General features: G+C 70.9%; 24 protein-coding genes and 1 tRNA gene. 6 read left to right on the top strand and 19 right to left on the bottom strand.

From position 1 onward, the window contains the following. Positions 1-34: 34 nt before the first annotated feature. The 7 genes from holA to ACYVC6_RS15485 all read right to left on the bottom strand — a co-directional run bounded on the left by holA (position 35) and on the right by ACYVC6_RS15485 (position 9,077). Positions 35-997: a DNA polymerase III subunit delta gene (holA, locus tag ACYVC6_RS15515; protein WP_460715288.1), complete on the bottom strand. Its 963-nt coding sequence runs from the start codon at positions 995-997 to the stop codon at positions 35-37. Between the two features lie 42 nt (positions 998-1,039). Then, a complete protein-coding gene (locus ACYVC6_RS15510) occupies positions 1,040-3,316 on the bottom strand; it encodes a DNA internalization-related competence protein ComEC/Rec2 (protein ID WP_460715287.1) in 2,277 nt (758 codons plus the stop codon). A gap of 35 nt (positions 3,317-3,351) precedes the next feature. Then, entirely contained in the window at positions 3,352-4,251 is a 900-nt protein-coding gene (locus ACYVC6_RS15505) for a helix-hairpin-helix domain-containing protein (RefSeq protein WP_460715286.1), read from the bottom strand. A gap of 98 nt (positions 4,252-4,349) precedes the next feature. Beyond that, positions 4,350-5,204, bottom strand: coding sequence for a DegV family protein (locus ACYVC6_RS15500; RefSeq protein WP_460715285.1), 855 nt, complete (start codon positions 5,202-5,204; stop codon positions 4,350-4,352). Positions 5,205-5,214: 10 nt separating this feature from the next. Further along, positions 5,215-6,072, bottom strand: coding sequence for an alpha/beta hydrolase (locus tag ACYVC6_RS15495; protein ID WP_460715284.1), 858 nt, complete (start codon positions 6,070-6,072; stop codon positions 5,215-5,217). Between the two features lie 37 nt (positions 6,073-6,109). Continuing rightward, complete coding sequence (gene leuS, locus ACYVC6_RS15490; RefSeq protein ID WP_460715283.1) at positions 6,110-8,593, bottom strand: leucine--tRNA ligase; 2,484 nt, start codon at positions 8,591-8,593, stop codon at positions 6,110-6,112. Positions 8,594-8,750: 157 nt separating this feature from the next. Further along, positions 8,751-9,077: an antibiotic biosynthesis monooxygenase family protein gene (locus ACYVC6_RS15485; RefSeq protein ID WP_460715282.1), complete on the bottom strand. Its 327-nt coding sequence runs from the start codon at positions 9,075-9,077 to the stop codon at positions 8,751-8,753. A 24-nt stretch (positions 9,078-9,101) separates the two neighbouring features. Here ACYVC6_RS15485 and ACYVC6_RS15480 point away from each other — a divergent pair, with 24 nt between their 5' ends. Genes ACYVC6_RS15480 through ACYVC6_RS15470 form a run of 3 tightly spaced genes read left to right on the top strand, consistent with a single transcriptional unit; the run spans position 9,102 to position 11,956 of the window. Next, the gene (locus ACYVC6_RS15480; protein WP_460715281.1) at positions 9,102-9,872 is read left to right on the top strand and encodes an SDR family NAD(P)-dependent oxidoreductase; all 771 of its coding nucleotides are present in this window, start codon (positions 9,102-9,104) and stop codon (positions 9,870-9,872) included. Further along, a complete protein-coding gene (locus ACYVC6_RS15475) occupies positions 9,869-11,329 on the top strand; it encodes a flavin-containing monooxygenase (RefSeq protein ID WP_460715280.1) in 1,461 nt (486 codons plus the stop codon). Before ACYVC6_RS15480 ends, ACYVC6_RS15475 begins: the two co-directional genes overlap by 4 nt. Before the next feature lie 42 nt (positions 11,330-11,371). Next, complete coding sequence (locus ACYVC6_RS15470; protein WP_460715279.1) at positions 11,372-11,956, top strand: dienelactone hydrolase family protein; 585 nt, start codon at positions 11,372-11,374, stop codon at positions 11,954-11,956. Here the strand turns inward: ACYVC6_RS15470 and ACYVC6_RS15465 are convergent. From ACYVC6_RS15465 to ACYVC6_RS15455, 3 genes are all read right to left on the bottom strand, one after another. Next, positions 11,945-12,619, bottom strand: coding sequence for a response regulator transcription factor (locus ACYVC6_RS15465; RefSeq protein WP_460715278.1), 675 nt, complete (start codon positions 12,617-12,619; stop codon positions 11,945-11,947). The genes ACYVC6_RS15470 and ACYVC6_RS15465 overlap by 12 nt on opposite strands. 105 nt (positions 12,620-12,724) lie before the next feature. Next, positions 12,725-17,392, bottom strand: coding sequence for a family 43 glycosylhydrolase (locus tag ACYVC6_RS15460; RefSeq protein ID WP_460715277.1), 4,668 nt, complete (start codon positions 17,390-17,392; stop codon positions 12,725-12,727). A gap of 125 nt (positions 17,393-17,517) precedes the next feature. Then, positions 17,518-17,898 (bottom strand): MarR family winged helix-turn-helix transcriptional regulator, encoded by a 381-nt coding sequence (locus tag ACYVC6_RS15455; RefSeq protein ID WP_460715275.1) that lies wholly within the window; start codon positions 17,896-17,898, stop codon positions 17,518-17,520. Positions 17,899-18,053: 155 nt separating this feature from the next. Between ACYVC6_RS15455 and ACYVC6_RS15450 the strand changes: the two genes are divergently transcribed. Continuing rightward, positions 18,054-19,457, top strand: coding sequence for an MFS transporter (locus ACYVC6_RS15450; protein ID WP_460715274.1), 1,404 nt, complete (start codon positions 18,054-18,056; stop codon positions 19,455-19,457). 27 nt (positions 19,458-19,484) lie between these two features. Here ACYVC6_RS15450 and ACYVC6_RS15445 read toward each other — a convergent pair whose 3' ends face one another. Next, a complete protein-coding gene (locus ACYVC6_RS15445) occupies positions 19,485-19,751 on the bottom strand; it encodes a hypothetical protein (RefSeq protein ID WP_460715273.1) in 267 nt (88 codons plus the stop codon). Beyond that, positions 19,744-20,460 carry a nucleotidyltransferase domain-containing protein gene (locus tag ACYVC6_RS15440; protein WP_460715272.1) on the bottom strand — a complete coding sequence of 239 codons (717 nt, stop codon included), beginning with the start codon at positions 20,458-20,460 and terminating at the stop codon, positions 19,744-19,746. The genes ACYVC6_RS15445 and ACYVC6_RS15440 overlap by 8 nt, the downstream gene beginning before the upstream one ends. A gap of 166 nt (positions 20,461-20,626) precedes the next feature. Here ACYVC6_RS15440 and ACYVC6_RS15435 point away from each other — a divergent pair, with 166 nt between their 5' ends. Further along, positions 20,627-20,857 carry a hypothetical protein gene (locus ACYVC6_RS15435; protein ID WP_460715271.1) on the top strand — a complete coding sequence of 77 codons (231 nt, stop codon included), beginning with the start codon at positions 20,627-20,629 and terminating at the stop codon, positions 20,855-20,857. Between the two features lie 48 nt (positions 20,858-20,905). Here the strand turns inward: ACYVC6_RS15435 and ACYVC6_RS15430 are convergent. The 6 genes from ACYVC6_RS15430 to ACYVC6_RS15405 all read right to left on the bottom strand — a co-directional run bounded on the left by ACYVC6_RS15430 (position 20,906) and on the right by ACYVC6_RS15405 (position 24,117). Next, positions 20,906-20,978, bottom strand: a tRNA-Ala gene (locus ACYVC6_RS15430). A gap of 45 nt (positions 20,979-21,023) precedes the next feature. After that, positions 21,024-21,683, bottom strand: a complete 660-nt coding sequence (locus ACYVC6_RS15425) for a histidine phosphatase family protein (RefSeq protein WP_460715270.1) — start codon at positions 21,681-21,683, stop codon at positions 21,024-21,026. After that, positions 21,676-22,053 carry a ribosome silencing factor gene (gene rsfS, locus ACYVC6_RS15420; protein ID WP_460715269.1) on the bottom strand — a complete coding sequence of 126 codons (378 nt, stop codon included), beginning with the start codon at positions 22,051-22,053 and terminating at the stop codon, positions 21,676-21,678. Before rsfS ends, ACYVC6_RS15425 begins: the two co-directional genes overlap by 8 nt. After that, positions 22,050-22,664, bottom strand: coding sequence for a nicotinate-nucleotide adenylyltransferase (gene nadD / locus ACYVC6_RS15415; protein ID WP_460715268.1), 615 nt, complete (start codon positions 22,662-22,664; stop codon positions 22,050-22,052). Before nadD ends, rsfS begins: the two co-directional genes overlap by 4 nt. A 4-nt stretch (positions 22,665-22,668) precedes the next feature. Next, positions 22,669-22,836 carry a hypothetical protein gene (locus ACYVC6_RS15410; RefSeq protein ID WP_460715267.1) on the bottom strand — a complete coding sequence of 56 codons (168 nt, stop codon included), beginning with the start codon at positions 22,834-22,836 and terminating at the stop codon, positions 22,669-22,671. A 30-nt stretch (positions 22,837-22,866) separates the two neighbouring features. Next, the gene (locus ACYVC6_RS15405; protein WP_460715266.1) at positions 22,867-24,117 is read right to left on the bottom strand and encodes a glutamate-5-semialdehyde dehydrogenase; all 1,251 of its coding nucleotides are present in this window, start codon (positions 24,115-24,117) and stop codon (positions 22,867-22,869) included. Positions 24,118-24,134: 17 nt separating this feature from the next. On the opposite strand from ACYVC6_RS15405, the gene ACYVC6_RS15400 reads away from it, so the two are divergent. Further along, on the top strand, positions 24,135-24,692 hold the full coding sequence (locus ACYVC6_RS15400; RefSeq protein ID WP_460715265.1) for a DNA polymerase ligase N-terminal domain-containing protein: 558 nt from the start codon (positions 24,135-24,137) through the stop codon (positions 24,690-24,692). A 91-nt stretch (positions 24,693-24,783) separates the two neighbouring features. On the opposite strand, the gene ACYVC6_RS15395 is transcribed toward ACYVC6_RS15400, so the two are convergent. Further along, positions 24,784-25,737, bottom strand: coding sequence for an electron transfer flavoprotein subunit alpha/FixB family protein (locus ACYVC6_RS15395; RefSeq protein WP_460715264.1), 954 nt, complete (start codon positions 25,735-25,737; stop codon positions 24,784-24,786). Between the last annotated feature and the right edge of the window lie 8 nt (positions 25,738-25,745).

Here is a 25,745-nt window from a genome sequence, read left to right as displayed (position 1 = left end):
GGCGGGTCGATCTGATTTGCGCCGCTGGTGCGGCCTACTTCGCGCGGAGCCCCGCGATCGTCAGGACCAGCCGCTCGAGCGTGTAGGACGCGTCGCTCGCCGCGCCCTTGATGTCGGCGTCGGCCTGGGCGACCGCGCGGATCGCCCGGGCCAGCCCGTGGTCGGTCCAGCCCTGCGACTGGGCCTTGATGTCCTTGAGCTTCCACGGGGGCACCCCCACCTCGCGGGCCAGGTCGATCTCACGGACGTTCTTGGCGGCCGAGCGATAGCGCGCCAGCCCCCGGGCCGAGCCCGCGAACGCCGAGGTGACGAAGGTCGAGGGCACACCGGTCGCCATCGCCCAGCGAAGCTCCTCGAGGGCGGCCTGGCTGCGCCCGAGGAAGGCGGCGTCGGCGATCACGAAGGACTTGCCCTCGGCCTTGCCGCCGAAGTATTGCCGCACCAGGGCCTCGGTGATCGGCGCGCCGTTGGCGTCATGGCTGAGCTGGTGGGCCGCCCCCGCGAGACTCCGCAGGTCCTGGCCGACGGCGCTCACCAGCGCCTGCGCCGCTTCCTTGTCGATCCGGGCACCGTGGGACCGGACCTCGGCGGTCACGAACCCCGCGACCTCCCACCCCTTGAGCTCCGCGGACTTGTGTTCGATCACCGTGTCGAGCTTGCGCAGCTTGTTGAGCAGCCCGACCCCGCGCATCCCGCCGCCGTGGACGAGCACCAGCGCGACGTCCTCCGCGGGGTTGCCGCAGTAGTCCAGGAGCCCGTCGACCGATCCCTCGGGCAGGTCCTCGAGGCCACGCAGGACGACGCACCTGATCGTGGAGAACAGCGAGGGAGCCGCGAGCTCCCCCAGCGTCGCCGGGGTCAGGTCGGAGGCGGCGGTCTCCGACAGCTCGGCCTCCGGGTCGAAGGCGCGGACCGCGGTGCGCGCATCTCGGACCACCCGCTCGTTGAGGAGCTCTTCCTTGCCGGTGACCAAGGTGACGCGACCGAGTGCCTCCACGCGACCAACCCTGTCACACGGCACGGACAGCGCCTCCGCGTGCTATCCCCGCGTCGCGAGGTGCGCGACGCCGTCCCGCACGACCACCGCGAGGTCACCGTCGAGGTCGGTGCGGCCCACCTCGGCTCCACCGGCCGACAGGGGGTCCAGTGCCGACACCGCCGGGTGACCGTAGTCGTTGTCCGCACCCGCGCTCACCAGGACGAGCGCCGGGTCCAGCGACGCCAGCCAGTCGTCGTCCTGGTGTGCGCTCCCGTGGTGCGGCATCTTCAGAACATCGACCTCGAGGCCGGGGAGCATCCGGGCCAGGACCGCTTGTGCGGGTGGCTCGACGTCGCCGGTCAGCAGGATCCGCACCCCCGCTGTCTCGGCGAGCATCACCACGCTGGCGTCGTTGGCGCTCGAGCCGTCACCCGGACCGCCGGTGGCCGGACCCGGCAGCGGCCAGAGCGTCTGGAGGGTGAGCGGGCCGTAGGACGCCGTCGCCCCGTAGCCCGCATAGCGCGGGACGACCCCAGCACCGTGCAAGGTGTCGATGACGTCATTGACACCCCGCGGCGGGTCCAGGCGCCGGGTGACCACGACGTCGTCCACCGCCCGCCCCTCCAGCACCCCGGCCAGCCCGTCGACGTGGTCGGCGTGGAAGTGAGTGAGCACCAGGAGCGGGACCCACTCCACGTCGAGCCGTTCCAGGCACGCGTCCACCCCGCTGGGCTCGGGTCCGACGTCGACCACCACCGCCGCACGCTCCCCGGCCCGCAGGACCAACGCGTCACCCTGGCCCACGTCGCACGCCACCAGCACCCACCCGTCAGGGGGCCAGCCGAGATCCGGCGGCCGCACGACGACGGCGACCACCATGACCATGCAGCAGGCCACGCCCGTGACCGGGCGCGCGAGCAGCCGAGGCGCCGCCAGTGCCAGGCAGACAACCACCACGGTGAGCACGACCAGCGCCACGGCACCGGTCCCCCACCCGATGGCGGCAGCGGGCAGGTCGGCGCCCTGCTCGGCCACCTCGATGATCCAGGCCACGCACAGGGCCGCGAGCGTGCCCGGACCGCGTCCCACGAGCCCCGACAGCAGCCCGAGCAGACCACCGGCGAGACCGAGCACCGTGGCGGGGCCGACGGCGGGCGCCACCAGCACGTTGGAGACGACCGCGACGAGGCTCACCTGACCGGAGATCGCGGCGACCACCGGCGTGCATGCCAGCTGCGCGGCCAGCGGCACCGCGACCGCCTCGGCCACCCACCGGGGCAGCCAGCGGGCGAGGGCGTCTCGCATTCCCGGCGCGAGCACCAGGATCCCGGCGGTGGCCAGGACGGACAGGACGAACCCGGCCGAGACCGCGAGGGCGGGGTCGACCAGCACCAGCACCAGGACCGCCACCCCGAGCGCCCGCATCCCGCGCTGGCGTCCGTCGTGGCCGAGGCCCACCAGCGCGACGGTGCCCATCACGGCGGCCCGCAGGACGCTGGGCTCGGTGCGCGCCAGGAGCACGAACCCCGCCACGCCGGCGGCCCCCACCAGCCCCAACCAGCGGCCGCGAACCCGGCACCACCTGGCCAGGGTGAGCAGGAACCCGACCACCAGCGTGAGGTTGGTGCCCGACACCGCCAGCAGGTGCGTCAGCCCGGTGGTGCGGAAGTCCGCCTCGACGTCCGCCGGGAGCGCAGCGTCGTCGCCCACCACCAGTGCGGGGACGAGTGCCCGCTGCGCCAGTGGCATGTGTGACACCGACTCGCGCAGGGCGCGGCGCACCCCGGCGGCACCGCGCCACCACAGATCCGGCGCGCGAAGGACCTGCGGCTCACCGCTCGCGAGGAGGAGGGCCGCCAGGTGCTCGTCATCGGTCGGGGCGAGCCGGCCCCGCAGCCGGATGGTGGCGCCCAGGGGCGGAGGTGACGAGTCGGCCTCCATGAGGACGAGCACCGGCGTGGCCAGCGACGTCGTGGTGCCACGGCCGCGGACCTCGGTCACCCGCAGCCTCCACATCAGCTGGTCGGTGCGTCCGGAGGTCAGCAGCACGGCGTCGGAGGTGACCGTGCCGTCCACGGAGACGACGGCCCGCTCGCGGCCTAGCTCGGCGACGGGGTTGTGCGCCACCTGGTGGGTGCGGAGACCGGCGACCACCACGGCGGCAATGAGCACCAGCCCCGCCCCCGCGGCGAGCGGCCGGCGTGCCGGACTCCCCCGAGCCACGAGCAGCAGCACCACCGATCCCCCGGCGAGGCCGACGGCCATCGCTTGGATCGGGACACCGCGGGCCGAGCCGAGGAGCGCCCCGGCCCAGGCTGCCGCCCCGAGGAATGGCATCCGCAGATCGGGGCGCTCGTCGCGATCACTAGTGGTCACACGGTCACGTGCGGCGCGATCTTGGCGAGCGTGGCCTCGCCGATGCCGTCGACCTCGAGCAGCTCGTCGACGCTGGTGAAGCCTCCGTGGGTGTCTCGCCAGGCCAGGATCGAGGCCGCGGTGACCGGCCCCACCTCGGGCAGCGTCTCGAGCTGGACACCGTCGGCGGTGTTGAGGTTGACCAGCACGGCCGGCGGCGCACCGGTGGCCGGGACCGTCGAGGCCGCGACCCCCGGCGGCGCCCGGACGCCCACGAGGATCTGCTCGCCGTCGACGAGCACCCGCGCCAGGTTGAGCCCGGCGACGTCGACGCCCGCGCGCACACCGCCGGCAGCCTCCAGGGCGTCGACCACCCGGGCGCCCGCGTCCAGGACCGCGATCCCGGGCCGGCGGACCTTGCCTGCGACATCGACGGTCACCGTTGCCGGTGCCGAAGCGGCCTCGCCTTCGCCGGCCGCGGCCGCCACCGGCTCCACCGACACCAGGGCGCCGGCGGGCGCCGCGACCGTGGCCCGATCGGCGGGCTCAGCGTCGGACCGCACCACCCACCAGGCGGTCACCGCCAGCCCGAGCGAGACCAGGACCGCCACGACCGCGAGCTGGGCCGGGCCGAGGATGACCCGGCCCCGCAGGGTGGCCGGAAGGATCCCGCTGGCGGGCCGCCCTCGACGGGCTGCATGCCTGCCGGGCACCGGCACCACTGGAGCGAGGTCGACCGGGGGCGGCGGTGGACGCCGTGGCGCCGCAAGCCGGGTGTGCTCGTCCCACCACTCTCCCTCCGGATGCGGCTCGAACGCGGAAGCGGGCGGCTCCACCGCGGCCAGCTCGGCGCTCAGCAGCGCGAGGCGTCTGGAGACGGCGTCCTGGTGCTCGGGGGTGGGTCGTCGGGATCGCATGCCGCGACGCTAGGGACGGGTGACCTCCGTCGAGGCGCCCTCGTGCTCTGCGCTGTGGAGGGCCGCGCGGATCCCTTGGATGTGGACGAAAGCTGGAGTCAGAGCCGTGGGGCGACGCAGACGGCAAGCATGCCAGGACCGACGTGGGCGCCCAGCACCGCACCGAGCTCGCCGCACCAGACCTCGCGCCCCTCCAGGTTGGCGGCGAGCCGCTCGGTCAGGTGCTCGGCGAGCTGGGCCGCCCGGTCCTGGGACGCCAGGTGCGCCACGCACACGTCGACCGACGCCTCCCCTGCGGCCAGCACGGCCAGCTCCTCGAGCCGAGCCAGCGCCCGGCTCGAGGTGCGCACCCGCTCCAGGCTGGCCACCTTGCCGTCGGAGATCTGCAGCAGTGGCTTCACTGCGAGCGCGCCGCCGAACAGCGCGGCGGCCGCGCCGATCCGGCCACCACGCCGAAGGTATTCGAGCGTGTCGACGTAGAACAGCGACGCCGACGCCGCGGCCCGGGCCCGCGACGCGGCCGCGGCCTCCTCGGCCGAGCCCCCTGCGGCAGCGACCGCGGCCGCCGCCAGCGCGGCGTACCCGGTGGCGACGCCCACCTGGCGGCTGTCGACCGGGAGGACCGGTATCGGGGCGTCGCGGGCGGCGAGCTGGGCGGACTCGAACGTGCCGCTCATCTCCGACGACAGGTGCACGGAGACGATCTCGGTGGCCCCGTGGGCGGCCTGGTCCTCGTAGACCGCGAGCAGAGCCGCCGGCGTGGGCCGGGACGTACTCACCGGGAGGAACTCCTTGAGGGCGGCCGCGACCAGCTCCGGCGTGGCACCCTCGGAGCCCTCGTCGTAGACCTCGGCACCGATCACCACCTGGAGCGGCACCACTACGATGCCGTGCTCCTCCGCGACCTCCGGGGGGAGGCTGGCCGTCGAGTCGGTGACCACCACGACCGGCATGCAGGCGAGGCTAGGGCATGAGCAGCTCCCGGAGACGGTCGGCCGCCTCGGCCACACCGGTGGCTTCGCCGTAGGAGCTGTCGAAGAAGTTGCCGTGGTCGCCGGGGAAGTCCGCCACCGGTCGACCCAGCCGCGCCGCCACCGCCCGGCCACCCCGGGCGGCCGGACCGTCCCCGGACTCGGTGCCCACCGCGACGACGACCCGGCCACCGAGCCCGCGCAACGCCTCCACCTCGACCTCGTAGACGTTGCAGGCGGGCATGTTGCGCATCAGCGGGTTGTCGCGGCTGCCGTCGTCCTCGACGGACTGTCCGAACATGGCCGGGTCAGGGTCCGGCTGGTCGAGGTAGTCGCCGGGGAGCACGCTCTGCGCCATCACCAGCTGGATGAACTTCGCCATCGCCGGCCCGTTGCCCGACGCCGCGTACGTCGCCTTCATGTCGTGGATCGCCGCGACCAGCGTCGCCTCGTCCGGCAGCCCGACGAGCACGGGCGGCTCGTGCGCCACCGCCCGGCGGACGTCCTCGGGGTGCGCCGCGCAGAGAGCCAGCAGGTTGACCGCTCCCCCGCTGCTGCCGAACGCGTCGACCGGCCCGGCGCCGAGGGCCTGGATGACCCGGTGCAGGTCGTCCGCGTGCTGCTCGGGGCTCACGTCGGTCGTGCCCGTCGGGTTCCGGCCGGTCCCCCTCGGGTCGTAGGTCACGACCGGGCGGTCCGCGAAGTGGCCGGCCAGGCTCCCGAACCCCGAGGCGTCCATCGGCGAGGCGAACATGAACAGGGGGGTGCCTGCGGACAGGTCGCCGCGCACGTCGTAGGTGATCAGGTCGTCGCCCTCACCCACGGTGAAGGTCTGCAGAGTGGTGGTCATGCCGGTCAGACTGGCAAGCCGGCCTGGACTCATCGCCTCACACGACGATGTTGACCAGGGTCGGCTCGCGCACGATGACCCGCCGGACCTCGCGGCCGTCGACCGCTCGCGCGACGGCGTCGTCGGACAGCGCCAGCGCCTCCAGGTCCGCCGCGGAGATGTCCGGGCTCACCTCCAGGCGGGCCTTGACCTTGCCCTGCACCTGGACGACCGCGGTGACCGCGTCGACCACCAGCAGCGCCGGGTCGACGGCCGGCCACGAGGTGCGGGCCACGGTGGGCTGGTGGCCCAGCCGCTCCCACATCTCCTCAGCTGTGTACGGCGCCACCAGCGACAGCAGGATCGCGACGGCCTCGGTGGCCTCACGCACCGCCGGGTCGGCCGGGCCGCAACCGGAGTCGATGGCCTTGCGGGTCGCGTTGACCAGCTCCATGACCCGCGCCACCAGCACGTTGAACCGGAACCCCTCGACCAGCTCGGCCGCGTCGTGCACGGTGTGCGCCGTCGTACGCCGCAGCGCGACGTCGCCACCCTCGACGGGCGTCCCGGGCGCCGACGTCACGTCGCCGCTCAGCCGCCAGGCCCGCTGCAGGAACCGCACCGACCCGGCCGGTGACATGTCCGCCCAGTCGATGTCGTCCTCGGGCGGGCCGGCGAACACCAGCGTCAGACGGACCGCGTCCACACCGAAGGCCGATAGTTGCTCCCCCAATCGCACGCCGTTGCCCTTGGACTTCGACATCTTGGCGCCCTGGTTGATCACGGTGCCCTGGTTGAGCTGCGCGGAGAACGGCTCGCGGAAGCCCACCAGGCCCATGTCGTTGAGCACCATGGTGAAGAACCGGGCGTACAGCAGGTGCAGCACGGCGTGCTCGACCCCGCCGATGTAGACGTCGCACGGCCCCCACTCGTTGGCCAGGTCGGTGTCGAACGCCTGGGTGTGGTCCTGCGGGGAGCAGTAGCGCAGGAAGTACCACGACGAGTCGACGAAGGTGTCCATGGTGTCGCTGTCGCGCTTGGCGGGTCCGCCACAGGACGGGCACTCGACGTTGACCCAGTCCTCGGCCGCGGCCAGCGGTGAGACGCCCTTGGGCGTCAGGTCGGCTCCGCGCAGCTCGGGCAGGACCACCGGCAGCTGGTCCTCCGGCACCGGCACCTCGCCGCACGACGGGCAGTGGACGATCGGGATGGGTGCACCCCAGTAGCGCTGGCGCGACAGCAGCCAGTCGCGCAGCCGGAAGTTCACGGCGCCCTTGCCGCTGCCCTTCTCCTCCAGCCAGGCGATGATCGCGGTCTTCGCCTCCGCGATGCCCATGCCGTCCAGGGAGATGTCGTCGTTGGCGGAGTTGATCGCCGGCCCCTGCCCCGTGAAGGCCTGGCCGCCGTCCTCCTCGAACCCCTCGGGGGGCTGGACGGTCCGGATGATCGGCAGGTCGAACCTCTCCGCGAACTCCCAGTCGCGCTGGTCCTGCCCGGGCACCGCCATGATCGCGCCGGTGCCGTAGTCGGCCAGCACGTAGTCGGCCGCCCAGATGGGGATCTGCTGGCCGTTGACCGGGTTGACGGCGTAGCGCCCCAGGAAGACGCCGGTCTTGTCACGTTCGGTCGACAGGCGCTCGATGTCGGAGGCCTTGCGGACCTCCTCCAGGTAGGCCTCGTAGGCCGGCCGGTGCTCGTCGGTGACCAGCTGGGCCGCCAGGTGGGCGTCGGCGGCGACCACCATGAAGGTCGCGCCGAACAGGGTGTCCGGCCGGGTGGTGTAGACGGTCAACTGCGTGGGAGTGTCGCCGTCGACGATGTCGAACGTCACGTGGGCGCCCTCGGAGCGGCCGATCCAGTTGCGCTGGGCGTTGATGACCCGGTCGGGCCAGGTGGGCTCCAGGACGTCCAGGTTGTCCAGCAGCTCCTGGGCGTAGTCGGTGATCTTGAAGTACCACTGGGTCAGCTCGCGCTTGGTGACCTCGGCGCCGCAGCGCTCGCACCGACCGTCGATGACCTGCTCGTTGGCCAGCACGGTCAGGTCGACCGGGCACCAGTTGACCGGGCTCTCCTTGCGGTAGGCCAGACCGCGCTCGCGGAACTTCAGGAACAGCCACTGGGTCCAGCGGTAGTACTCCGGGTCGGAGGTGTTCAGGGTCCGGCTCCAGTCGAAGCTGGTGCCGAACTTCTTGCACGACTCCGTCGAGATCGCGATGTTGTCGTAGGTGAAGGTCGCCGGGTGCTCGTTGTCGCGGATCGCCGCGTTCTCGGCGTTCAGCCCGAAGGAGTCGAAGCCCATCGGGTTGAGCACCTCATAGCCGCGCAGCCACCAGTAGCGCGCCATCACGTCGTGCAGGGCGAAGACCTCGGCGTGGCCCATATGCAGGTCGCCGCTGGGGTAGGGGAACATCGTCAGCGCGTAGCGCTTCTCGCGCGGCGAGTCGTCGTGGGCCCGGAACGGGTCCAGGTCCGCCCACACCCGCTGCCACTTCTCCTCGACAGCGTGCGCGTCGTACGCCGCCGGCTCGTCTCTGTCGTCCATCTCAAGTCCTCGTCGTTGGTCCGGGTCCTGGCATGAAAAAACCCCTCACGCAGGAGGGGTTGCCGCGCCGACGGTCAGCCGTGTCAGCGCGGCAGTCCAAGAAGCTCGGACCGGATGCTCATGTCCCCATGCTAGCGCCTGTCGGCGGCGGTGGTCCTCACCGCGCCCAGGCGCTGGCGCGGTCGACCGTTCCGACGGAGATCGAGTACTCCTCGTAGTAGTCGCTGAGCCCGGCCCGCTGGGCCTCGCGGTGCTCCGGGTGGCGGCCCCAGGCGTCGTGCGACGCGCGGTCCGCGAAGGTCACCAGCGTCACCCGTTCACCGTCGGCGGCCGTGAACACCTTGTGCTCCACGTAGCCGGGCATCGTGGCGGCGAGCTCGCTCATCCGGGCAGCGTGCTCCGGGTAGGCGTCCGCGTCGGGTCGCAGCCGGGAGCGGAACACGGTGACGACCTGGCCGACCTCGGGAGTCCTCGGAGACGACATGGGAGAACAGTAGGGTCCCGTGGCATGACCGACCGCGCGCTGCTGGACCTCTTCCGCCTCGACGGGAAGGTCGCGGTGGTCACCGGGGCCTCGAGCGGGCTGGGGGTGGCCTTCGCCCAGGGGCTGGCAGAGGCCGGCGCCGATGTCGCGCTCGGGGCGCGTCGGGTCGACCGGCTCGCGGACACCGCCGCGCTCGTCGAGGCGGCGGGCCGGCGCGCGCTGACCGCCGCCACCGACGTCAGCGACCCGCAGTCGTGCACCGACCTGGTGGCGCTGGCCATGGAGGAGTTCGGCCGGGTCGACATCCTCGTCAACAACGCGGGTGTCGGCACGGCGATGCCGGCCACCCGGGAGACGCCGGAGCAGTTCCGCGCCGTGATCGACGTCAACCTCAACGGCTGCTACTGGATGGCCCAGGCCTGCGGCCGGGTGATGCAGCCCGGGTCCAGCATCATCAACATCTCTTCGGTGCTGGGCATCACCACTGCCGGCCTTCCCCAGGCGGCGTACGCCGCGTCGAAGGCCGGCCTGATCGGCCTGACCCGCGACCTGGCCCAGCAGTGGACCGGCCGCAAGGGCATCCGGGTCAACGCCATCGCGCCCGGCTTCTTCGCTTCTGAGATGACCGAGCAGTACCCGCCCGGCTACCTCGAGTCGCAGCAGGCCCGGATCCCCAGCGGCCGCAAGGGCGACCCTCAGGAGCTCGCGGCCACGGTCGTGTTCCTCGCCTCGGACGCGGCCGGATACATCACGGGCCAGACGCTGCCGGTCGACGGCGGGATGACGATCACATGACCTCACCACGTGTCCTGATCGTCGGGGCCGGCTTCGGCGGGCTCGGCATGGCCCGCGAGCTGCGGCAGCAGGGCATCGAGGACATCACGATCCTCGAGCGCGCCGACCAGGTCGGCGGTGTGTGGCGCGACAACACCTACCCGAGCGCCGCCTGCGACGTCCCGTCGGCGCTGTACTCGTGGTCCTGGGCGCTGAACGCGCGCTGGCCGCGCACCTACTCCGGACAGGCCGACATCCTCGACTACATCCAGAAGACCGCGGCCGACCAGGGCCTCCTCGACCTGGTGCACACCGGTCAGGAGGTCACGGCGATGCGGTACGACGACGACGGGCGGACCTGGACGGTGACCACGACCGCCGGTGCCACCTACGAGGCCGATGTCGTGGTCAACGCGCTCGGCCAGCTGTCCAACCCGGTGATCCCGGAGCTGCCCGGCGTCGGCTCGTTCGCCGGCCCGGCGTTCCACTCGGCGCGGTGGCGGCACGACGTCGACCTCGACGGCAAGAAGGTCCTCGTGGTCGGGACCGGCGCCAGCGCGATCCAGTTCGTGCCGGGGATCGTCGACCGGGTCGGCGCGATGACCGTGTTCCAGCGGCACGCGCCCTACGTCGTGTCGAAGCCGGACGTCGACTACCCCGCCCGCCACCAACGGCTGATGGCCCGCTTCCCGCGGCTGCTCGGCACCGAGCGCCGGTCGGTCTTCCGGCTCACCGAGCTGCTCAACAGCGCCCTCGAGGGCGAGTCGTGGGCCACCCGCAAGCCCGTCCTGACGTTCCTCGAGATGGGCTGGCGGCTCCAGCTGCGCCGGCAGATCCGGGACCCGAGGCTCCGGGAGAAGCTGAAGCCCGACTACCCGATCGGCTGCAAGCGGATCCTGTTCTCCAACGACTGGTATCCCGCCCTCGACCAGGACCACGTCGAGGTCGTCACCCACGGCGTCACCGCCGTCGAGGCGGGCGGCGTCCGGACCTCCGACGGCACGCTGCACGAGGGCGACGTGCTGATCTGGGGCACGGGCTTCTCCGCGACCGACTTCCTCGGCGGTATCGAGGTGACCGGCAAGGGTGGCGCCGACCTCGGCGAGGTCTGGTCCGACGGCGCCCACGCCCACCTCGGCATCGCCGTACCGGGCTTCCCCAACTTCTTCGTCGTCTACGGCCCCAACAGCAACCTCGGCGGCAGCTCGATCATCGGGATGCTCGAGGCGCAGTCCGGCTGGATCGCCCAGGTCGTCCGCCGCCTCGCCGACGGGCCGTTCCCGGCACTGGAGGTCCGCCCCGAGGTCGCCGAGGCCTGGGACCAGGAGATGCAGGCGCGGCTCTCCGACAGCGTCTGGGTCCAGTGCGACAACTGGTACACCGACGGCAGCCGGATCACGACCAACTGGCCCGGCAAGGTCGCGGAGTACCAGTCCCGGCTGCGCACGGTGGACTTCGGGGAGCTCCAGCCGGCGTGACCCCACCGCTGGCTGTCGGCGGCCGTCCCTAACGTGTCGGCCATGGCCGAGATCCTGCTGTTCCACCACGTCCAAGGTCTGACCCCCGGGCTCGCGGCGTTCGCCGACCGGCTGCGCGCGGCCGGCCACACCGTGCACACGCCCGACCTGTTCGACGGGCACACCTTCGCCACCATCGACAAGGGGATGGCCCACGTGCGCCGCGAGGGCGCGCCCGACTACGACGCGCTCGCCGACCAGGCAGCGGCCGAGCTGCCGGACGACCTCGTCCACGCCGGCTTCTCCTTCGGCGGCGGGCAGGCCCAGCGTCTGGCCCAGCTCCGCCCGGGCGCCCGGGGCGCGCTGCTCTTCGAGACGTGCTACCCGATCACCGGCGAGTGGGCCTTCGGCCCATGGCCGCCCGGTGTCCCCGTCCAGATCCATGGGATGGACCAGGACCCCTTCTTCGCCGAGGCGGGCGGCGACCTCGACGCCGCGCGCGAGCTGGTGGCGACCGTCGAGGACGCCGAGCTCTTTGTCTACCCGGGCGACAGGCACCTGTTCGCGGACTCGTCGCTGCCGTCCTACGACGAGGCGGCGACCACCCTGCTCATCGACCGAGTGCTGGCGTTCCTGTCACGGATCTGAGCCCGTGAGCCGGGGACGCACCAGCAGTGCGCGGTCGACGGTGCGCAGGGTGTCGGGCTTAAAGCCGTTCTCCACCCCCCAGAGCACCGCCTGCGAGCGCGACGTGACCTGCATCTTGCGGTAGGCCGAACGGATGTAGGTCTTCACCGAGTTGATGCTGAGATAGGCACGCTCGGCGATGGCCTTGTTGCTCAGCCCCTGGGTGATGAGCGCGACGATCTCGGCCTCGCGGGACGAGAGGCCGGCCGCTCGCCCCGGCCAGTCGCCCTCCCCGTCGACGCTGGTCTCCTGGTCGCCGGAGAGCACCACGATCTCTCCCCTCATGACCCGCTCGAGAGCGCGAACGACCTGTGGTCCGGTGAGCACCTTCGACAGGTAGCCGCGGGCACCCTCGGCGAGAGCCTCATGGATCAGCTGCGGCCGGAGGTTCCAGCTGTAGATCACGACCCTTGCGCCGCTGTCGCGGACGAAGTCCCTGAGGTCGATGCCCTTGCCCGAGATCTGGCCGAAGGTGTCGTAGAGGACGATGTCGACGTCGCTGATGACGGGCCGCGACGCCCCGGTCTCGACCACGTCTATGTGCTCATCGGCCAGGAACGAGGCGACTCCGGCAACGACCACCGCGTAGTCATCGACGATGGCGAGCCGCAATGGGCGGTTCACGACTGGTCCATGACCACAGTCTAGGACGCGGGGCCGCAGCGCGACCGGCGCTGGAAGCCGACCAGCCCGGGGCCGTGCGCTTGGGGCACCGGGCGGGTCGGGTCCCTAGGGGCGCACCCGGACCACCTGGGTCACAGTGGCTCCGGTGACGGTCGGAGACCCGAGATAGCGGACCGTGAGGATGTGGCGACCGGGCCGGAACCTCAGCTCGACGACGGCGGAGCCGTCGGTGACCACGAGCTCCCGCTCCACCCGGCCATCCAGCTCCACAACCACGGTGCCCTGGGCCGGCACGGTCGCGGGCAGCGCCGAAAGCGTGATGCTCAGCAGTATCAGCCGCTCTGCCGCCGGTGTCGGGTCGCTCAGGTCGGCCTGCAACACCCCCGTCGCCTTCGCCACCGGTTGCGTGGCCGCGGACCGGGCATCCCCGGAAGCCCCGCCGACACGGCTAGCGGTGACCTGCACCGACAGCCGGTGCCCGACGTCCGGCTCGCCGGGCACGTAGACGTTGCCGTCGGCACCGGCGATCGGCGCGTCGTCGCGCAGCCACTGGTAGGCGTAGGTGAGGTCATCCGCGTCCCAGGTGCCGGTGCTGGCCGTCAGCGACGCCCCGACGACCGCTTGGCCGCTGACCACAGGTGCGGCCGTGGGGACCGGCGGCTCCAGGACCAGCGGGTCGATGCTCTCCAGCGTCGGCACGACCTTCTGGATCAGGCCGTCCGCACCGAACTCCAACCGGTCGATCGTCGTCTCCCGGTGGGTCCCGTCGCCACCGGGGATCGCGAACCGGTGGTAGGCGATGTACCACTCGTCGGAGCCCGGCACCTGCAGGATCGAGCTGTGGCCCGTGCCGAGGATGCCCTGCGAGGCGTCCTTCTCGAGCACCACGCCCCGGTAGGTCCACGGGCCGTCGACGCTGGTCGCGGTCGCGTAGCCCACCCGGTAGTTGGGCGAACCGGTGTCGTCGATCGAGTACGTCAGGTGGTAGGTGCCGTCGCGGAAGTTGACGAACGTGCCCTCCCGGAAGCCGGTGAGGCCGCCGATCCGCGCGATCGTCTCCTGCTTGATCGACAGCATGTCGTCGCTCAGCTCGGCGTACAGCGGTGACCCGTTGCCCCAGAACAGGTAGAACCTGCCCGTCGCGGGGTCCTCGAACGCCGCGGGGTCGATCGCTTGGCCGGACGTGACCGCCTCGTTGTTGAGGATCATCGCGGTCGGCTGCGCGGTGAACGGGCCCTCGGGGCTGTCGGCCACCGCGACCCCGATCGTCTTGCGGTTGACGCTCGGGTTGTGGCCGGAGAAGTAGAAGTAGTACTTCCCGGCCCGCTCGATGATCGTCGGCGCCCAAGCGTTCCCGGACGCCCACGGGACGTCGCCGTTGGCCCCGTCGAGCGTCAGGAACGGCTGCTCGGAGCGTTCCCAGTCCACCAGGTTCCTCGACTTCCAGACGTAGAAGTCCTTGCCTCCCCATCCGGCGACGCCGTCCGTGGTCGCGTAGATGTAGTAGGTGCCGTCGAACTCCGCGATGTTGGGGTCGGCGTAGAGCCCCGGCAGCAGCGGCGACTTCATCTCGACCGCGCGAACCGTCCAAGCCCGCGTGACGCCGTCCGCCGTGGTGACGGTGACGGTCTGGGGCGTCGTGTAGTCGGCCGGCCCCGCGACATCGACGCTGGAGCCGGACTTCACGACGTAGGTGGGCTCCAGGGTCGTCAGGTCGGTGCCCGGGTCGACCGGCAGGGTGACCGTCGAGGTCGCGGAGTCGATGACGGCAGGCACCTTGAGGCTGTCGAGCTGCGCCGAGATGATCGCCGTCGGGTCGGCAGCCAGGTCGATGACCTCGGTGGCCGAGAGCGCCCGGTTGTAGAACCGGAAGTCGCCCACCTTGCCCTTGAGGTACCTGTCGGCGCTGTAGACCGAGCGACCGATGTAGTTGGCGGTGGTCCAGCCGTCACCGATGTCGCCCGGGTCGATCGTCACGCCGGTCTTCTCGCCGACCTTGACGCCGTCGAGGTAGAGCGTGGCGGTGCCGCCGGGTGTGAGGGTGTAGGTCAGCGTCTTCCAGGCGCCGCGCGCCAGGTTGGCGCCGGACGTGACGGTCTGTTCCGTGGTCCAGTTGCCCGTGGCGATCGAGGCGCGGTAGGCGTTGCCCGTGGTGAACAGGTAGCCGTTGCCGGTCCCGCCGCCGTCGGTGTTGCCCAGGCCCCAGATGAAGTACGGCGTCGCCTGGGTCGGGTCGACCCAGACCGTGCTGGACACGGTGATCGCCTCGAGGCCGGCCATCATGTCGTCCGGCAGCTTCACGTGGCCGTTGGTGCCGCCGAGGGTGAGCCCGCCGTCGGCCCAGGTCGCGTCGCCGTTGACCGTGCCGTCGTACCCGTGCCCGGTCGCGTCGGCGGCGACCGAGCCGCTCGTCTCGTCGAGCGGGTAGTGCGCGACCAGGCCGTTCTCGTCGCCCACGACCGGCGTCGGCGGCTCCGGGACGACGATTCCCTCCCGGAGCGCGGCTAGCTCGGCGCCGGTGACCGGGATGACAGTGCCGTGGCGAGGGCTCGCCGGTAGGTCGTACGCCGGCGCCACCTGCCAGTTGGGCGCCTCGAGGTCGGCGGCGCCGAGCGGGATGTAGCCGCGGCCGCCGTACTCGTCGACGAACAGGTAGTAGGGCGAGCCCGAGGTGTCACCCGGGTTGGCTTTGAAGACCGTCGGGCCCTCGACCGCCGAGGTCCCGGCGTCGCGCCCGATGCAGGCGTCGATGAACGACCAGGAGGGGTTGCCGGGCAGGTCGACCGCGGTCAGCGACGCGGACTTCTCCTGGATGATGTCGGAGCAGCCGGTGCCACCGCCGCCCTCGTCCTTGGTGAACCGGTAGTAGACGCCGTCCTCCTTGATCACGGTGGAGTCGATGCGCGACTCGCCGCGGTCCTGCCAGATCTGCGGCTCGCTGAACGTCACGAAGTCGCGGGTCGTCGCGTAGAGCATCCGGTTGTAGGTGCTGCCCGTGTGATCGGGGTCGTCCTCGGCGTAGAGCTTGGAGGCCCAGAACACGACGTACTGCTGCAGGGTGTCGTCCCAGTAGGCCTCCGGCGCCCAGGTGTTGCCGGCGGTCGGGGGCGAGACCAGCACGTGCCGCTGCTCGGACCAGGTGATCAGGTCGGTCGACTCCCATACCTCCAGGTAGCGGCTGCCGGTGCGCTGGGCACGGTCCCAGTTGCCGTTGCGGCCGATCGAGAGGTCGGTCGCGATCAGGAAGAACCGGTCGCCCTCGGGGGACCGGATGAGGAACGGGTCGCGCAGGCCCATCTCCCCCATCGTCGACTCGAGGACGGGCTGGCCGTTGTTCAGCTCGTCCCAGGTCAGCGCGTCGTTGCCGCGACTGGCGGCGAAGTAGATCTTCTCGCCGGCGATCGAGTTGCCGGTGAAGTAGCTGAACGCATAGCCCTCGTACGCCGCCGGGGCGGGCGCCTCGCGGACGGTCAGCACGATCTCGCGGGTGGCCGCGGCCGCCCCGACGGTGACCGTGGCCGTCATGGTGACGGTGGTGTCGCCGGCTCCGGGCGCCGGGCGGGTGACGAGCCCCTCGGGCGTCACCACGTCGGGGGCGGACGAGGCCCAGCTGACCGCGGCGCCGTGCAGCCCCGTGGTGGGCATCGTCAGGTGACCGCGCACGTCGTCGGCGTTCACGAGCTCGAGCGCCGCGGCCGCGGCGTCCGCCCTTTCTTGGTCGCCCTCCTCGGGCAGCACCGTGGCCTGGAACGTCTTGGCCTCGGCCCCGGAACCCCGGGTGAGAGTGGCGGTCAGCTCGACGTCGACGGGGCCGGCCAGGGCGGCCGGCCGGGTGACGGCGCCGGTGTCGCTGATGACCGCGGGATCGCTGGAGGCCCAGGAGATGGTGGAGCCGTACTCGCCGGTCGTGGGCAGCGCGAGGTCGCCGGTGACTGCGGAGAGGTCACCCAGGTCGAGGTGCGCGACGTCGGAGGCGAGGCGGTTGGCGTCGGTGAGCGAGATGTCGGCGACCTCGGCCGGGCTGAGGGCGCGGTCGTAGATGCGGAAGTTCCTGAGCTTGCCCTTGAGGGTGTTGTCGGAGGCGTAGTTGGACTCCCCCAGCACGTTGTTGGTGGTGGTGCCGTTGCCGACTTGGCCCGGCAGCACAGTGACCGCGGTGTTCTGGCCGACCTGGACGCCGTCCTCGTAGAGCGTCCCCGTCGTGCCGGTCTGGGTGTAGGTGACGCTCTTCCAGACCCCGCGGGCCAGGGCACCGCCCGAGGTCCGCGCGGTGACCTGCTCGCCCGACCAGTTGCCGGTAGTGATGCCGGCGCGGAACCCGTTGCCGCTGGTGAAGAGGTAGCCGGTGCCCGACGCGCTGGTCGCGGGGTTGCCGAGGCCCCAGATGAAGAACGGCGTGGCCTGGGACGCCTCGACGAAGACGTCGACCGACACGGTGACCGACGACAGCCCGGCCAGGATGTTGTTGGGCAGCTTGACGTGGTCGTCGACGCCGTCGAGCACCAGGTGGTCACCCGTCCACGTGCCGCCCCCGGTGAGGGTGCCGTCGCGACCGTTGCCCGAGGAGTCGGTGACGGTCGTCCCGGAGGCCTGGGTCAGGTCGTAGCGCAGCAGCAGCCCGTCAGTGACGTCCACCGCGGCGACCGGCGCCGGGAGGGACGCCGCGGGCGGCGCCAGCAGGAGCCCGCCGAGGAGAGCGAGCAGGGCGAGGAGGACGGTGCCGGCCAGTGTCGGCCGCGGGTGGTTGCGGGTCCGGGGGGAGACTCGAGGCATGGGGGGGTTCCTCTGCAATTGTGAGCGCTAACACTGGCGAGTGTGATCACGACCACACCGAGCAGTCAACCTCGGACGTCCAGAATGTGAGCGCTAACAACCAACCCGGGTCCGAAACGGGACGGCTAGGGCTTTCGCGAGCCCCAGGTCTCCTGCAGCACCGCGCGGTGCGTCGGCAGCGCCTGGTCGTACACCTGCTGTCCCTTGTCGGTCAGGCAGACGAAGACGCCACGGCGGTCGTCGGCGCACATGCTCCGCTTGACCAGTCCCTCGCGCTCCAGCCGGGCCACCGCACGGGACAGCGCGCTCTGGCTCAGGTGGATGTCACCCGACAGGTCGTTCATCCGGTAGTTGCCGCAGTTGGCGTCCACCAGCCGGTCGAGGGTCTCGAACTCGCTCAGCCCGATCTGGTGCTGGTCCTGCAACGCCTTCTCGAGAGCGGTGCTGACGGCGGCATGTCGCTCGAGCAGCTCGCGCCACTCGCCCACCAGTTCCGCTCGACCCATGGCCGCAGGGTAACGCCGGCGCGACATGAATGCAAACACATTAATTGCGCTTGCATACAATGCACACGCATGGAATTGTGCGGTGAGTGACCTCACCAACCACTCACCCAGCGACCACCACCAGCGCCACGAACTGGAGCCCCCGCATCTGGGCGATGCTGATCACCCTCTGCATCGTGCTCTTCCTCGACGGACTCGACGTCTCGATGATCGGCGTGGCCCTGCCGTCGATCGGCGCCGAGCTCGACCTGTCCACATCGTCCCTGCAGTGGCTCGTCAGCGGCTACGTCCTCGGCTACGGCGGCCTGCTCCTCCTCGGCGGCCGCACGGCAGACCTGTTCGGACGACGCAAGGTCTTCCTCATCGCACTCGCCGTGTTCGCGATGGCGTCACTGGCCGGCGGCCTGGTCAGCAGCGGCCCACTGCTGATCCTCACCCGCTTCGTCAAGGGCCTGGCCGCGGCGTTCACCGCGCCCACCGGGCTCTCGATCATCACCACCAACTTCGCCGAGGGGCCGGCCCGCAACAAGGCGCTGTCGATCTACACGGTCTTCGGCGCGGGGGGCTACTCCTCCGGTCTGCTCTTCGGCGGTCTGATGACCGGGGTCGGCTGGCGCTGGACCTTCCTGCTGCCGGTGCCGATCGCGCTGGCCGCGCTGGCGGCTGCGTTCGTGCTCTTGCCGAAGGACAAGCCGGCCGAGGAGGGTGGCCACGACGTACTCGGCGCCGCGCTCTCCACGAGCGCGATGCTGCTGCTCGTCTACACCGTCGTCTCTGCCCCCGAGGTCGGCTGGGCCTCGGTCCGGACCGTCGCCTCCTTCGTCCTGGTGGCGGCCCTCGTCGCGGGGTTCGTCATGGCAGAAAGCCGCGTCGAGCACCCGTTGATCCGGCTCGGCATCCTTCGCAAGGCGTCGCTGGTCCGCGCCAGCCTGGCCATCGTCGCGGTGGCCGGCTCCTACTTCAGCTGGCAGTTCATCGTGACCCTCTATCTGCAGGACACCCTGGGCTGGTCGCCGTTGGAGCTCGCGCTGGCCCTGCTCCCGATCGGACTGATGGTGGCCGCGTCCGCGGTGTTCTCCGGCCGGCTGGTCAACCGCTTCGGCACCACCCGGATCATCGCGGTCACGATGGCGGTGATGGCGGTGGGCTATCTGCTCTTCCTCCGGGTGGACACCTCGCCGTCGTACCCGACCATGCTGCTGCCCGCGCTGCTGCTGATCGGGGTCGGCTGGATCGGCTTCCCCGCGATCAACATCCAGGCGACCGCCGGGGTCGACGACGAGGAGCAGGGCCTCGCGGCCGGCGTGCTGCAGACCTCGATGCAAGTCGGTGCCGCCGTGGTCCTCGCCGTCACCACCGCCGTGATCGCGTCCGGGGCCGACGGGGCTACCACGCAGGAGGCAGTGCTGGACAACTTCCGGCCAGGGCTGGTCTTCGCGGCCATCGTGTCGATAACAGGCGCCCTGGTCGCCGCGCTCGCCCTGTTCCAGCGCGGACCCACCGCCGACGCGGCGGCCGGCCTCGAACCGGAGCCGGAGTACGTCGCACCGGCCGCCTGAGCTAAGGCCGGGGTGGCCCCGAGGCGTTCAGCGCTCGAGCTCCTCAAGTGCCCGATCGACGAGGAGTTGCGCCCAGCGCACTGCGTCTCTGGCCTTCCTTTGCGACACAAATGACAGGCCGTAGTGAGCCTCGTCCTTGATGTCGATCAGCTTGAGGAATGTCGTCTTGAGCTTGGCGCCGTCGGCCGTCTCTTCCAGGACGAGCTCGCCGACGTCGAGGTACGCACGGGCTGCACGGAGACGCGTGCGGGCATCCGCCTTGGTAGCGGTCCTAGTCCGGTTGGAGTTAGCCATCCGACGACTCCGAGGTCGGCCAGATGGTCACTCCTCGTGCCCTGACCAGTTCGATCCCGTCGCGCTGTACCTCACGCAGTAGGGCTCGATGCGAGTCTGGAGGGCGACGCCACTCGTGAAAGGACAGGTCGACAATCTGGAGCGGGTTGCCGGTCCAGAGTTCGACGCGCTCGCGGAGACGATCCAGATCTCGTTCCCAACGCTCCGGGGCGTCGTGCTCCGCGCTCGCTAACAGCGCCGTTCCCAATGCATCTGAGACCTGGGATCCGAGGCTCCGTCGGGTGGGGTGTTTCTCCCCCGGGAAAGGTGGATGGACCACCATGAGGTCGATGTCGCTCGAGGCCCCACCATCGCCGCGCGCCGCGGAGCCGAACACACACGCGTAGATCGGGCGAACACGCCACGATCTGAGTTCCTCGCGGAAGCGGCGCCAAAGCTCGGTTCGCAGGCCGGCCAGAATCATCGCTGCTTCCGCCGCCACATGCTCACGGTTCAGCTCGTGCACCCGGTTGCGACCCATGAGCGTTGCCCTGACGGTGCCCTGCTCCACCAGCCGTGCGAGGCTCCTGCGAATCCCTATCTCGGACCCCCGGGCAGCTTTCTCGGCGACCTGACCCACCGTCATCGGCTTCCCTGCGACGGCCAGCACGGCGAGCACTGCACCGTCCAGGGTTGGCGTGATAGCCCGTGTCGGATCCGAAAGGTCCATATCTAATAGTATACGTGCGCTTCGTATCAGATAGGGCGAACTGCCCGCTACTGGATAGTCCAGGCAATGCGTTCGGGCCCACGACATCGACCCCGCCAGGGACTGTGGGTGCCTGGGTTCACGACATAGGCGACAACTGACACGCGACACATGAGTCGCGACATAGGTGACAGTCCCAGGGATCTCCATCCGCCGCGCCGCCAAGATGCACCACCTCGGCATCGGCTACGCCCACCGCGGCAAACGCGTCCTGGCGATCGCCGACGACACCACCGTCACCGCAATCGAGCTCGCGACCGGCGAGATCCTCTCGACCCACCACATCGACCCCGACAAGCACTACTGGCGCAACACACAAAGAGCCCCCGGCCGCTGGCCGGGAGCCCTTCAACAGTGACCTATGTCGCGACTCATGTGAGACACATGTCGCGACTCATCACACGAGTGGAGCTGAGGGGACTCGAACCCCTGACCCTCTGCATGCCATGCAGATGCGCTACCAGCTGCGCCACAGCCCCAGGTGTTGCCCTCGGGTGGAAGCCCCTCGGACAACTCGCGGAATCTTAGCCAACCGCGTCCCGCGGAACTAATCGGGACTCAGGTGGCGGAGTCCAGGATTCGGCGACCCGGTTGTAGGCCGCGAGCCGAAGGTCTCCGGTCTCCGGGTGGTGGCCGAGCACGGCCCACCCGCAGTTGGCGAGCGCCCGCAGGCTGTGGAACGCGTCGTCGGGCCAGCCGAGCATGGCGGCGATGGCGACCCGGGCCGCCGCACCGTGCGTGACCGCGATCCCGGTGTCGTCCGGACCGAGCGCGGCGAGCATCTCCCCGAGGGCCGCGACCATGCGGGCCCGGACCTCAGCCACGGTCTCGGCGCCGGGCGCGTCGTCGTAGTAGCCCTGGCGGAACAGCTCGAACTCCTCCGGCGCGATCGCGGCGTACTCGTCGTGGGTGAGCCCCTGCCGCTCCCCGAGGTCGAACTCGCGCAGCCGAGCGTCGAGGACCGGTTCGAGGCCGGTCGCGCCGGCGACGTACGCCGCGGTGTCCCGGGCGCGGACGAGGTCGGAGCTCCAGAGGAGGGTCGGCTGCAGCAGCTTGAGCACGTCGGCAACCCGGCCGGCCTGCTCGCGCCCGGTGTCGTCCAGCTGCGCGTCGAGCTGCCCCTGCACCCGCTTCTCGTGGTTCCACGCGGTCCGGCCGTGCCGGAGCAGGACGAGCTCAGCCACGCCCGGAGGTGACGTCGGCCGGCAGCGGGATCGTCGGGCAGTCACGCCACAGCCGCTCGAGCGCGTAGAACTGTCGCTCCTCCTCGTGCTGGATGTGCACCACGATCTCGCCGTAGTCGATGAGCACCCAGCGGCCGTCGCGCTCGCCCTCGCGCCGGATGGGCTTGGCCCCGATCTCGCGCAGCTTGTCCTCGACCTCGTCGACGATCGCCTTGACCTGGCGGTCGTTGCTGCCCGAGGCGATGACGAACGCGTCGGTGATCGCGAGCTGCTCGCTGACGTCGAAGGCGATGATCTCCGTGGCCAGCTTGTCCGCCGCCGCGCGTGCGGCAGCGGTCACGAGCTCGACGGCGTGGTCGGTGGCGGTCAAGAGATGTCCTTCACGTAGAGATGGTGCTTCACGATGTACTGCACCACGCCGTCGGGGACGAGATACCAGACGGGCTCACCCCGCCGGGTGCGCTCGCGGCAGTCGGTGGAGGAGATGGCCAGGGCAGGGATCTCGACCATCGTCACCCGGTCCGCCGGGATCGCGGCCAGGGTCTCGGAGTCCATCTCGTGGCCGGGCCGGGTCACCCCCACGAACCGGGCCAGCGCGAACAGGTCGTCTGTCGCCCGCCAGGTGAAGATCTCCGCGAGGGCGTCGGCACCGGTGATGAAGTAGAGGTCGACCTCCGGGCGCTCGGCGTGCAGGTCGCGGAGCGTGTCGATCGTGTAGGTCGGTCCGTCCCGGTCGATGTCGACGCGGGAGACCGTGAACCTCGGGTTGGACGCCGTCGCGATGACGGTCATCAGGTAGCGGTGCTCGGCCGGAGACACGACCCGGTCGGACTTCTGCCACGGGTCACCGGTCGGCACGAACACGACCTCGTCGAGGTCGAACCACGCCTGGACCTCGGACGCCGCGACCAGGTGGCCGTGGTGGATCGGGTCGAAGGTGCCGCCCATGACGCCGACCCTGCGACGCTCGCGGGCCGGCACGGGCTTAGGAGTGCTCGCGACCGCCACCGAAGGCGATGAGGGCGAACATCAGCCCGAACAGGATGGCCAGCGCGAGACCGCCGATCCCCCAGCTGATGGCCTGGTTGACCTCGTGCTCGCCTTCTTCGGCAGCAATGTTGACGGCAGCCAGGGCGACAGCAGCGAGCGACATGCCGCTCACCTTACCGGCCGGTCCGCGCGCTCAGCGCACGTGCCCGTCGCCCACCACGACGTACTTGGTCGACGTCATCTCGGGCAGTCCCATCGGGCCCCGGGCATGCAGCTTCTGGGTGCTGATGCCGATCTCCGCGCCGAACCCGAACTCCCCTCCGTCGGTGAACCGGGTCGAGGCGTTGACCAGCACCGCGGCCGAGTCCACGGCCGCCGCGAAGTGCCGGGCGGCCGACTGGTCCTCGGTGACGATCGCGTCGCTGTGACCGCTGGAGAACCGCCGGATGTGCGAGATCGCGGCCTCCAGGTCGGGGACGACGGCCGCGGAGATGTCGAGGGAGAGGTATTCGGTCCCGAAGTCCTCGTCGGTGGCCTCCACGACGTCGTCGTAGGCCGCGAACGCGTCGTCCCCGTGGATCGTGACACCGGCGTCCTGCAGTGCGGCCACGACCCGGGGCAGGAAGTCCTCGGCGACCTCGGCGTGGACCAGGAGGGACTCGGCGGCGTTGCAGACGCTGGTGCGCTGGGTCTTGGCGTTGAGCACGATGGCCAGGGCCTTGTCGAGGTCCGCCGTCCGGTCGACGTAGACGTGGCAGTTGCCGACACCGGTCTCGATCACCGGCACCGTGGACTCCTCCACGACGCTGCGGATCAACCCGGCACCGCCGCGCGGGATCAGCACGTCGACGAGCCCCCTGGCCCGCATCAGCGCCTTGACGGAGTCGTGCGACTCCCCCGGCACGAGCTGGACGACGTCGGGCTCGAGCCCCGCCTGGGCGGCGCCGTCGCGGAGGACCGCGACGATCGCGCGGTTGCTGGCCGAGGCGCTGGAGCTGCCGCGGAGCAGGACGGCGTTGCCGGCCTTGAGGCAGATGCCGGCGGCGTCCGCGGTGACGTTGGGCCTGGCCTCGTAGATCATGCCCACGACCCCGAACGGCACGCGCACCTGGCGGAGCTCCAGCCCGTTGGCGAGCGTGCTGCCCCGCACGACCTCGCCGACCGGGTCCGGGAGGGCCGCGACGTCGCGCAGTCCCTGGGCCATCGCGGCGAGCCGCTCGGGGGTGAGCCGGAGCCGGTCGATGACGTTGGCCGGCGTACCGGCCGCCTCGGCACGCGACACGTCCTCGGCGTTGGCCGCAAGCACCTCGGCCTCGCGGGCCAGCAGCGCGTCGGCCATCGCGAGCAGGGCCCGGTCCTTGTCCGCGCGGGTGGCGAGCGCGAGCCCGTGCGAGGCCGCCCGGGCCCGCCGCGCCGCGTCGTTGACATCCAGCTCGGTGGTCACAGGGAGAGGATAGGTCCGTGCCCGACCCCCTCCGGTTCGTGGTCAACCACCATCGGGCGACCACGCTGCACTTCGACTTTCGCCTCGAGGTCCGAGCCGCGAGTCCGCGAGCTTGCGAGCGGACTCCGACAGGCGAGGAGGTTGAGGAGGCGGACGCAGACCTGAGCTCGCGAAGGGCTGCGTCCGACGTCTCGAAACCGAGCACGCTCGTGTCGTGGGCGGTCCCCAAGGGCCCGTCACTGGACCCGGGTCAGCGCCGGCTGGCGGTGCAGGTCGAGGACCACGGCATGGAGCACCTGGACTACGAGGACGAGCACAAGGTCGTGTGGGACACCGGGCTCTACCAACCGGCCAAGGACCCGCTCACGGCGCTGGAGCGCGGTCACCTGCGCTTCGTGGTGCTCGGGGAGAAGATCCGCGGCGCCTTCGCGCTCACGCGGACCCGGATGGGCGGCGACGACCGCAACTGGATCCTGGTCAAGATCGACGACGAGTACGCCGACTCGGACGACCCGCTCGACGACCACCGCTCGGTGATCAGCGGCCTGACGCTGGACGACCTGGCAGGCGGCTAGCGTCGTCGAGACTCACAAAATGGCTGCCCCCAGCACCCTGGAGCAGCCATTCCGTGCATCTCGACGCCCCCCTCCAGAGGGCCCCGAGAACTCAGCCCTTGCGCTTGGTGATCTCCTCGGCCGCGGCCGGCAGGACCTTTGTCAGGTCACCCACGACGCCGAAGTCGACGAGCTCGAAGATCGGCGCCTCCTCGTCCTTGTTGACCGCGACGATGGTCTTGGAGGTCTGCATGCCGGCGCGGTGCTGGATGGCGCCGGAGATGCCGGAGGCGATGTAGAGCTGCGGCGAGACGGTCTTGCCGGTCTGGCCGATCTGGAAGGCGTGGCCGATCCAGCCGGAGTCGACCGCGGCGCGCGAGGCCCCGACTGCCGCGCCGAGGGAGTCGGCGAGCTGCTCGACCGGGGTGAAGTCACCGCCGGTGCCACGTCCGCCGGACACCACGATCGCGGCCTCGGTGAGCTCGGGGCGGCCGGAGGCCTGACGCGGCTGGGAGGCCACGATCTGGGCCTTCTTGGCCGAGTCGGAGATGGTCGCCGAGAACTCCTCAACGGTGCCGGCACCCTCGGACTCCTCCGGGGCCGCCGAGTTGGGCTTCACCGTGATGATCGGGGTGCCCTGGGTGACCTTGGCGGTGACCGTGTAGTTGCCGGCGAACACGCTCTGGGTGGTGACCGGGCCTTCCTGCACGTCGACGGCGTCGGTGATCAGGCCGGACCCGAGCTTGATGGACAGGCGGCCACCGATCTCCTTGCCCTCGACCGTGGACGGGATGAGGATCGCGGCCGCCGAAGTCTTCTCGGCGAGCTGCTGCAGCGCCTCGGCCTTGGGGGCGACGAGGTAGCCCTTGATCTCGGCATCGTCGACGACGTAGACCTTCTCGGCGCCGTACTTCTTGACCTTGTCGGCCACCTCGGCGGCCTTGTCGCTGCCGCCGATGAAGACCGCGGAGGGCTCGCCGAGGCGCTTGGCGATGGTCAGCAGCTCGTAGGTCGGCTTGCGGACGGCGCCGTCGACGTGGTCGATCAGGACGAGGACTTCAGACATGGCTTATC

It is taken from the genome of Nocardioides dilutus, from assembly GCF_054779555.1.
The sequence above is the reverse complement of the archived record's forward strand: the minus strand, read 5'-3'. Positions and strand labels throughout refer to the sequence as shown.

Excerpts from the sequence above, each read along its gene's own strand:
- ACYVC6_RS15460 (WP_460715277.1), bottom strand. The coding sequence starts at position 17,392 with ATGCCTCGAGTCTCCCCCCGGACCCGCAACCACCCGCGGCCGACACTG.
- ACYVC6_RS15470 (WP_460715279.1), top strand. The coding sequence starts at position 11,372 with ATGGCCGAGATCCTGCTGTTCCACCACGTCCAAGGTCTGACCCCCGGG.
- ACYVC6_RS15505 (WP_460715286.1), bottom strand. The coding sequence starts at position 4,251 with ATGCGATCCCGACGACCCACCCCCGAGCACCAGGACGCCGTCTCCAGA.
- leuS (WP_460715283.1), bottom strand. The coding sequence starts at position 8,593 with ATGGACGACAGAGACGAGCCGGCGGCGTACGACGCGCACGCTGTCGAG.
- ACYVC6_RS15480 (WP_460715281.1), top strand. The coding sequence starts at position 9,102 with ATGACCGACCGCGCGCTGCTGGACCTCTTCCGCCTCGACGGGAAGGTC.
- ACYVC6_RS15445 (WP_460715273.1), bottom strand. The coding sequence starts at position 19,751 with ATGGCTAACTCCAACCGGACTAGGACCGCTACCAAGGCGGATGCCCGC.
- ACYVC6_RS15500 (WP_460715285.1), bottom strand. The coding sequence starts at position 5,204 with ATGCCGGTCGTGGTGGTCACCGACTCGACGGCCAGCCTCCCCCCGGAG.
- ACYVC6_RS15495 (WP_460715284.1), bottom strand. The coding sequence starts at position 6,072 with ATGACCACCACTCTGCAGACCTTCACCGTGGGTGAGGGCGACGACCTG.
- ACYVC6_RS15510 (WP_460715287.1), bottom strand. The coding sequence starts at position 3,316 with ATGCCATTCCTCGGGGCGGCAGCCTGGGCCGGGGCGCTCCTCGGCTCG.
- ACYVC6_RS15410 (WP_460715267.1), bottom strand. The coding sequence starts at position 22,836 with ATGTCGCTCGCTGCTGTCGCCCTGGCTGCCGTCAACATTGCTGCCGAA.
- ACYVC6_RS15440 (WP_460715272.1), bottom strand. The coding sequence starts at position 20,460 with ATGGACCTTTCGGATCCGACACGGGCTATCACGCCAACCCTGGACGGT.
- ACYVC6_RS15485 (WP_460715282.1), bottom strand. The coding sequence starts at position 9,077 with ATGTCGTCTCCGAGGACTCCCGAGGTCGGCCAGGTCGTCACCGTGTTC.
- ACYVC6_RS15455 (WP_460715275.1), bottom strand. The coding sequence starts at position 17,898 with ATGGGTCGAGCGGAACTGGTGGGCGAGTGGCGCGAGCTGCTCGAGCGA.
- ACYVC6_RS15395 (WP_460715264.1), bottom strand. The coding sequence starts at position 25,737 with ATGTCTGAAGTCCTCGTCCTGATCGACCACGTCGACGGCGCCGTCCGC.
- ACYVC6_RS15450 (WP_460715274.1), top strand. The coding sequence starts at position 18,054 with ATGCTGATCACCCTCTGCATCGTGCTCTTCCTCGACGGACTCGACGTC.
- ACYVC6_RS15475 (WP_460715280.1), top strand. The coding sequence starts at position 9,869 with ATGACCTCACCACGTGTCCTGATCGTCGGGGCCGGCTTCGGCGGGCTC.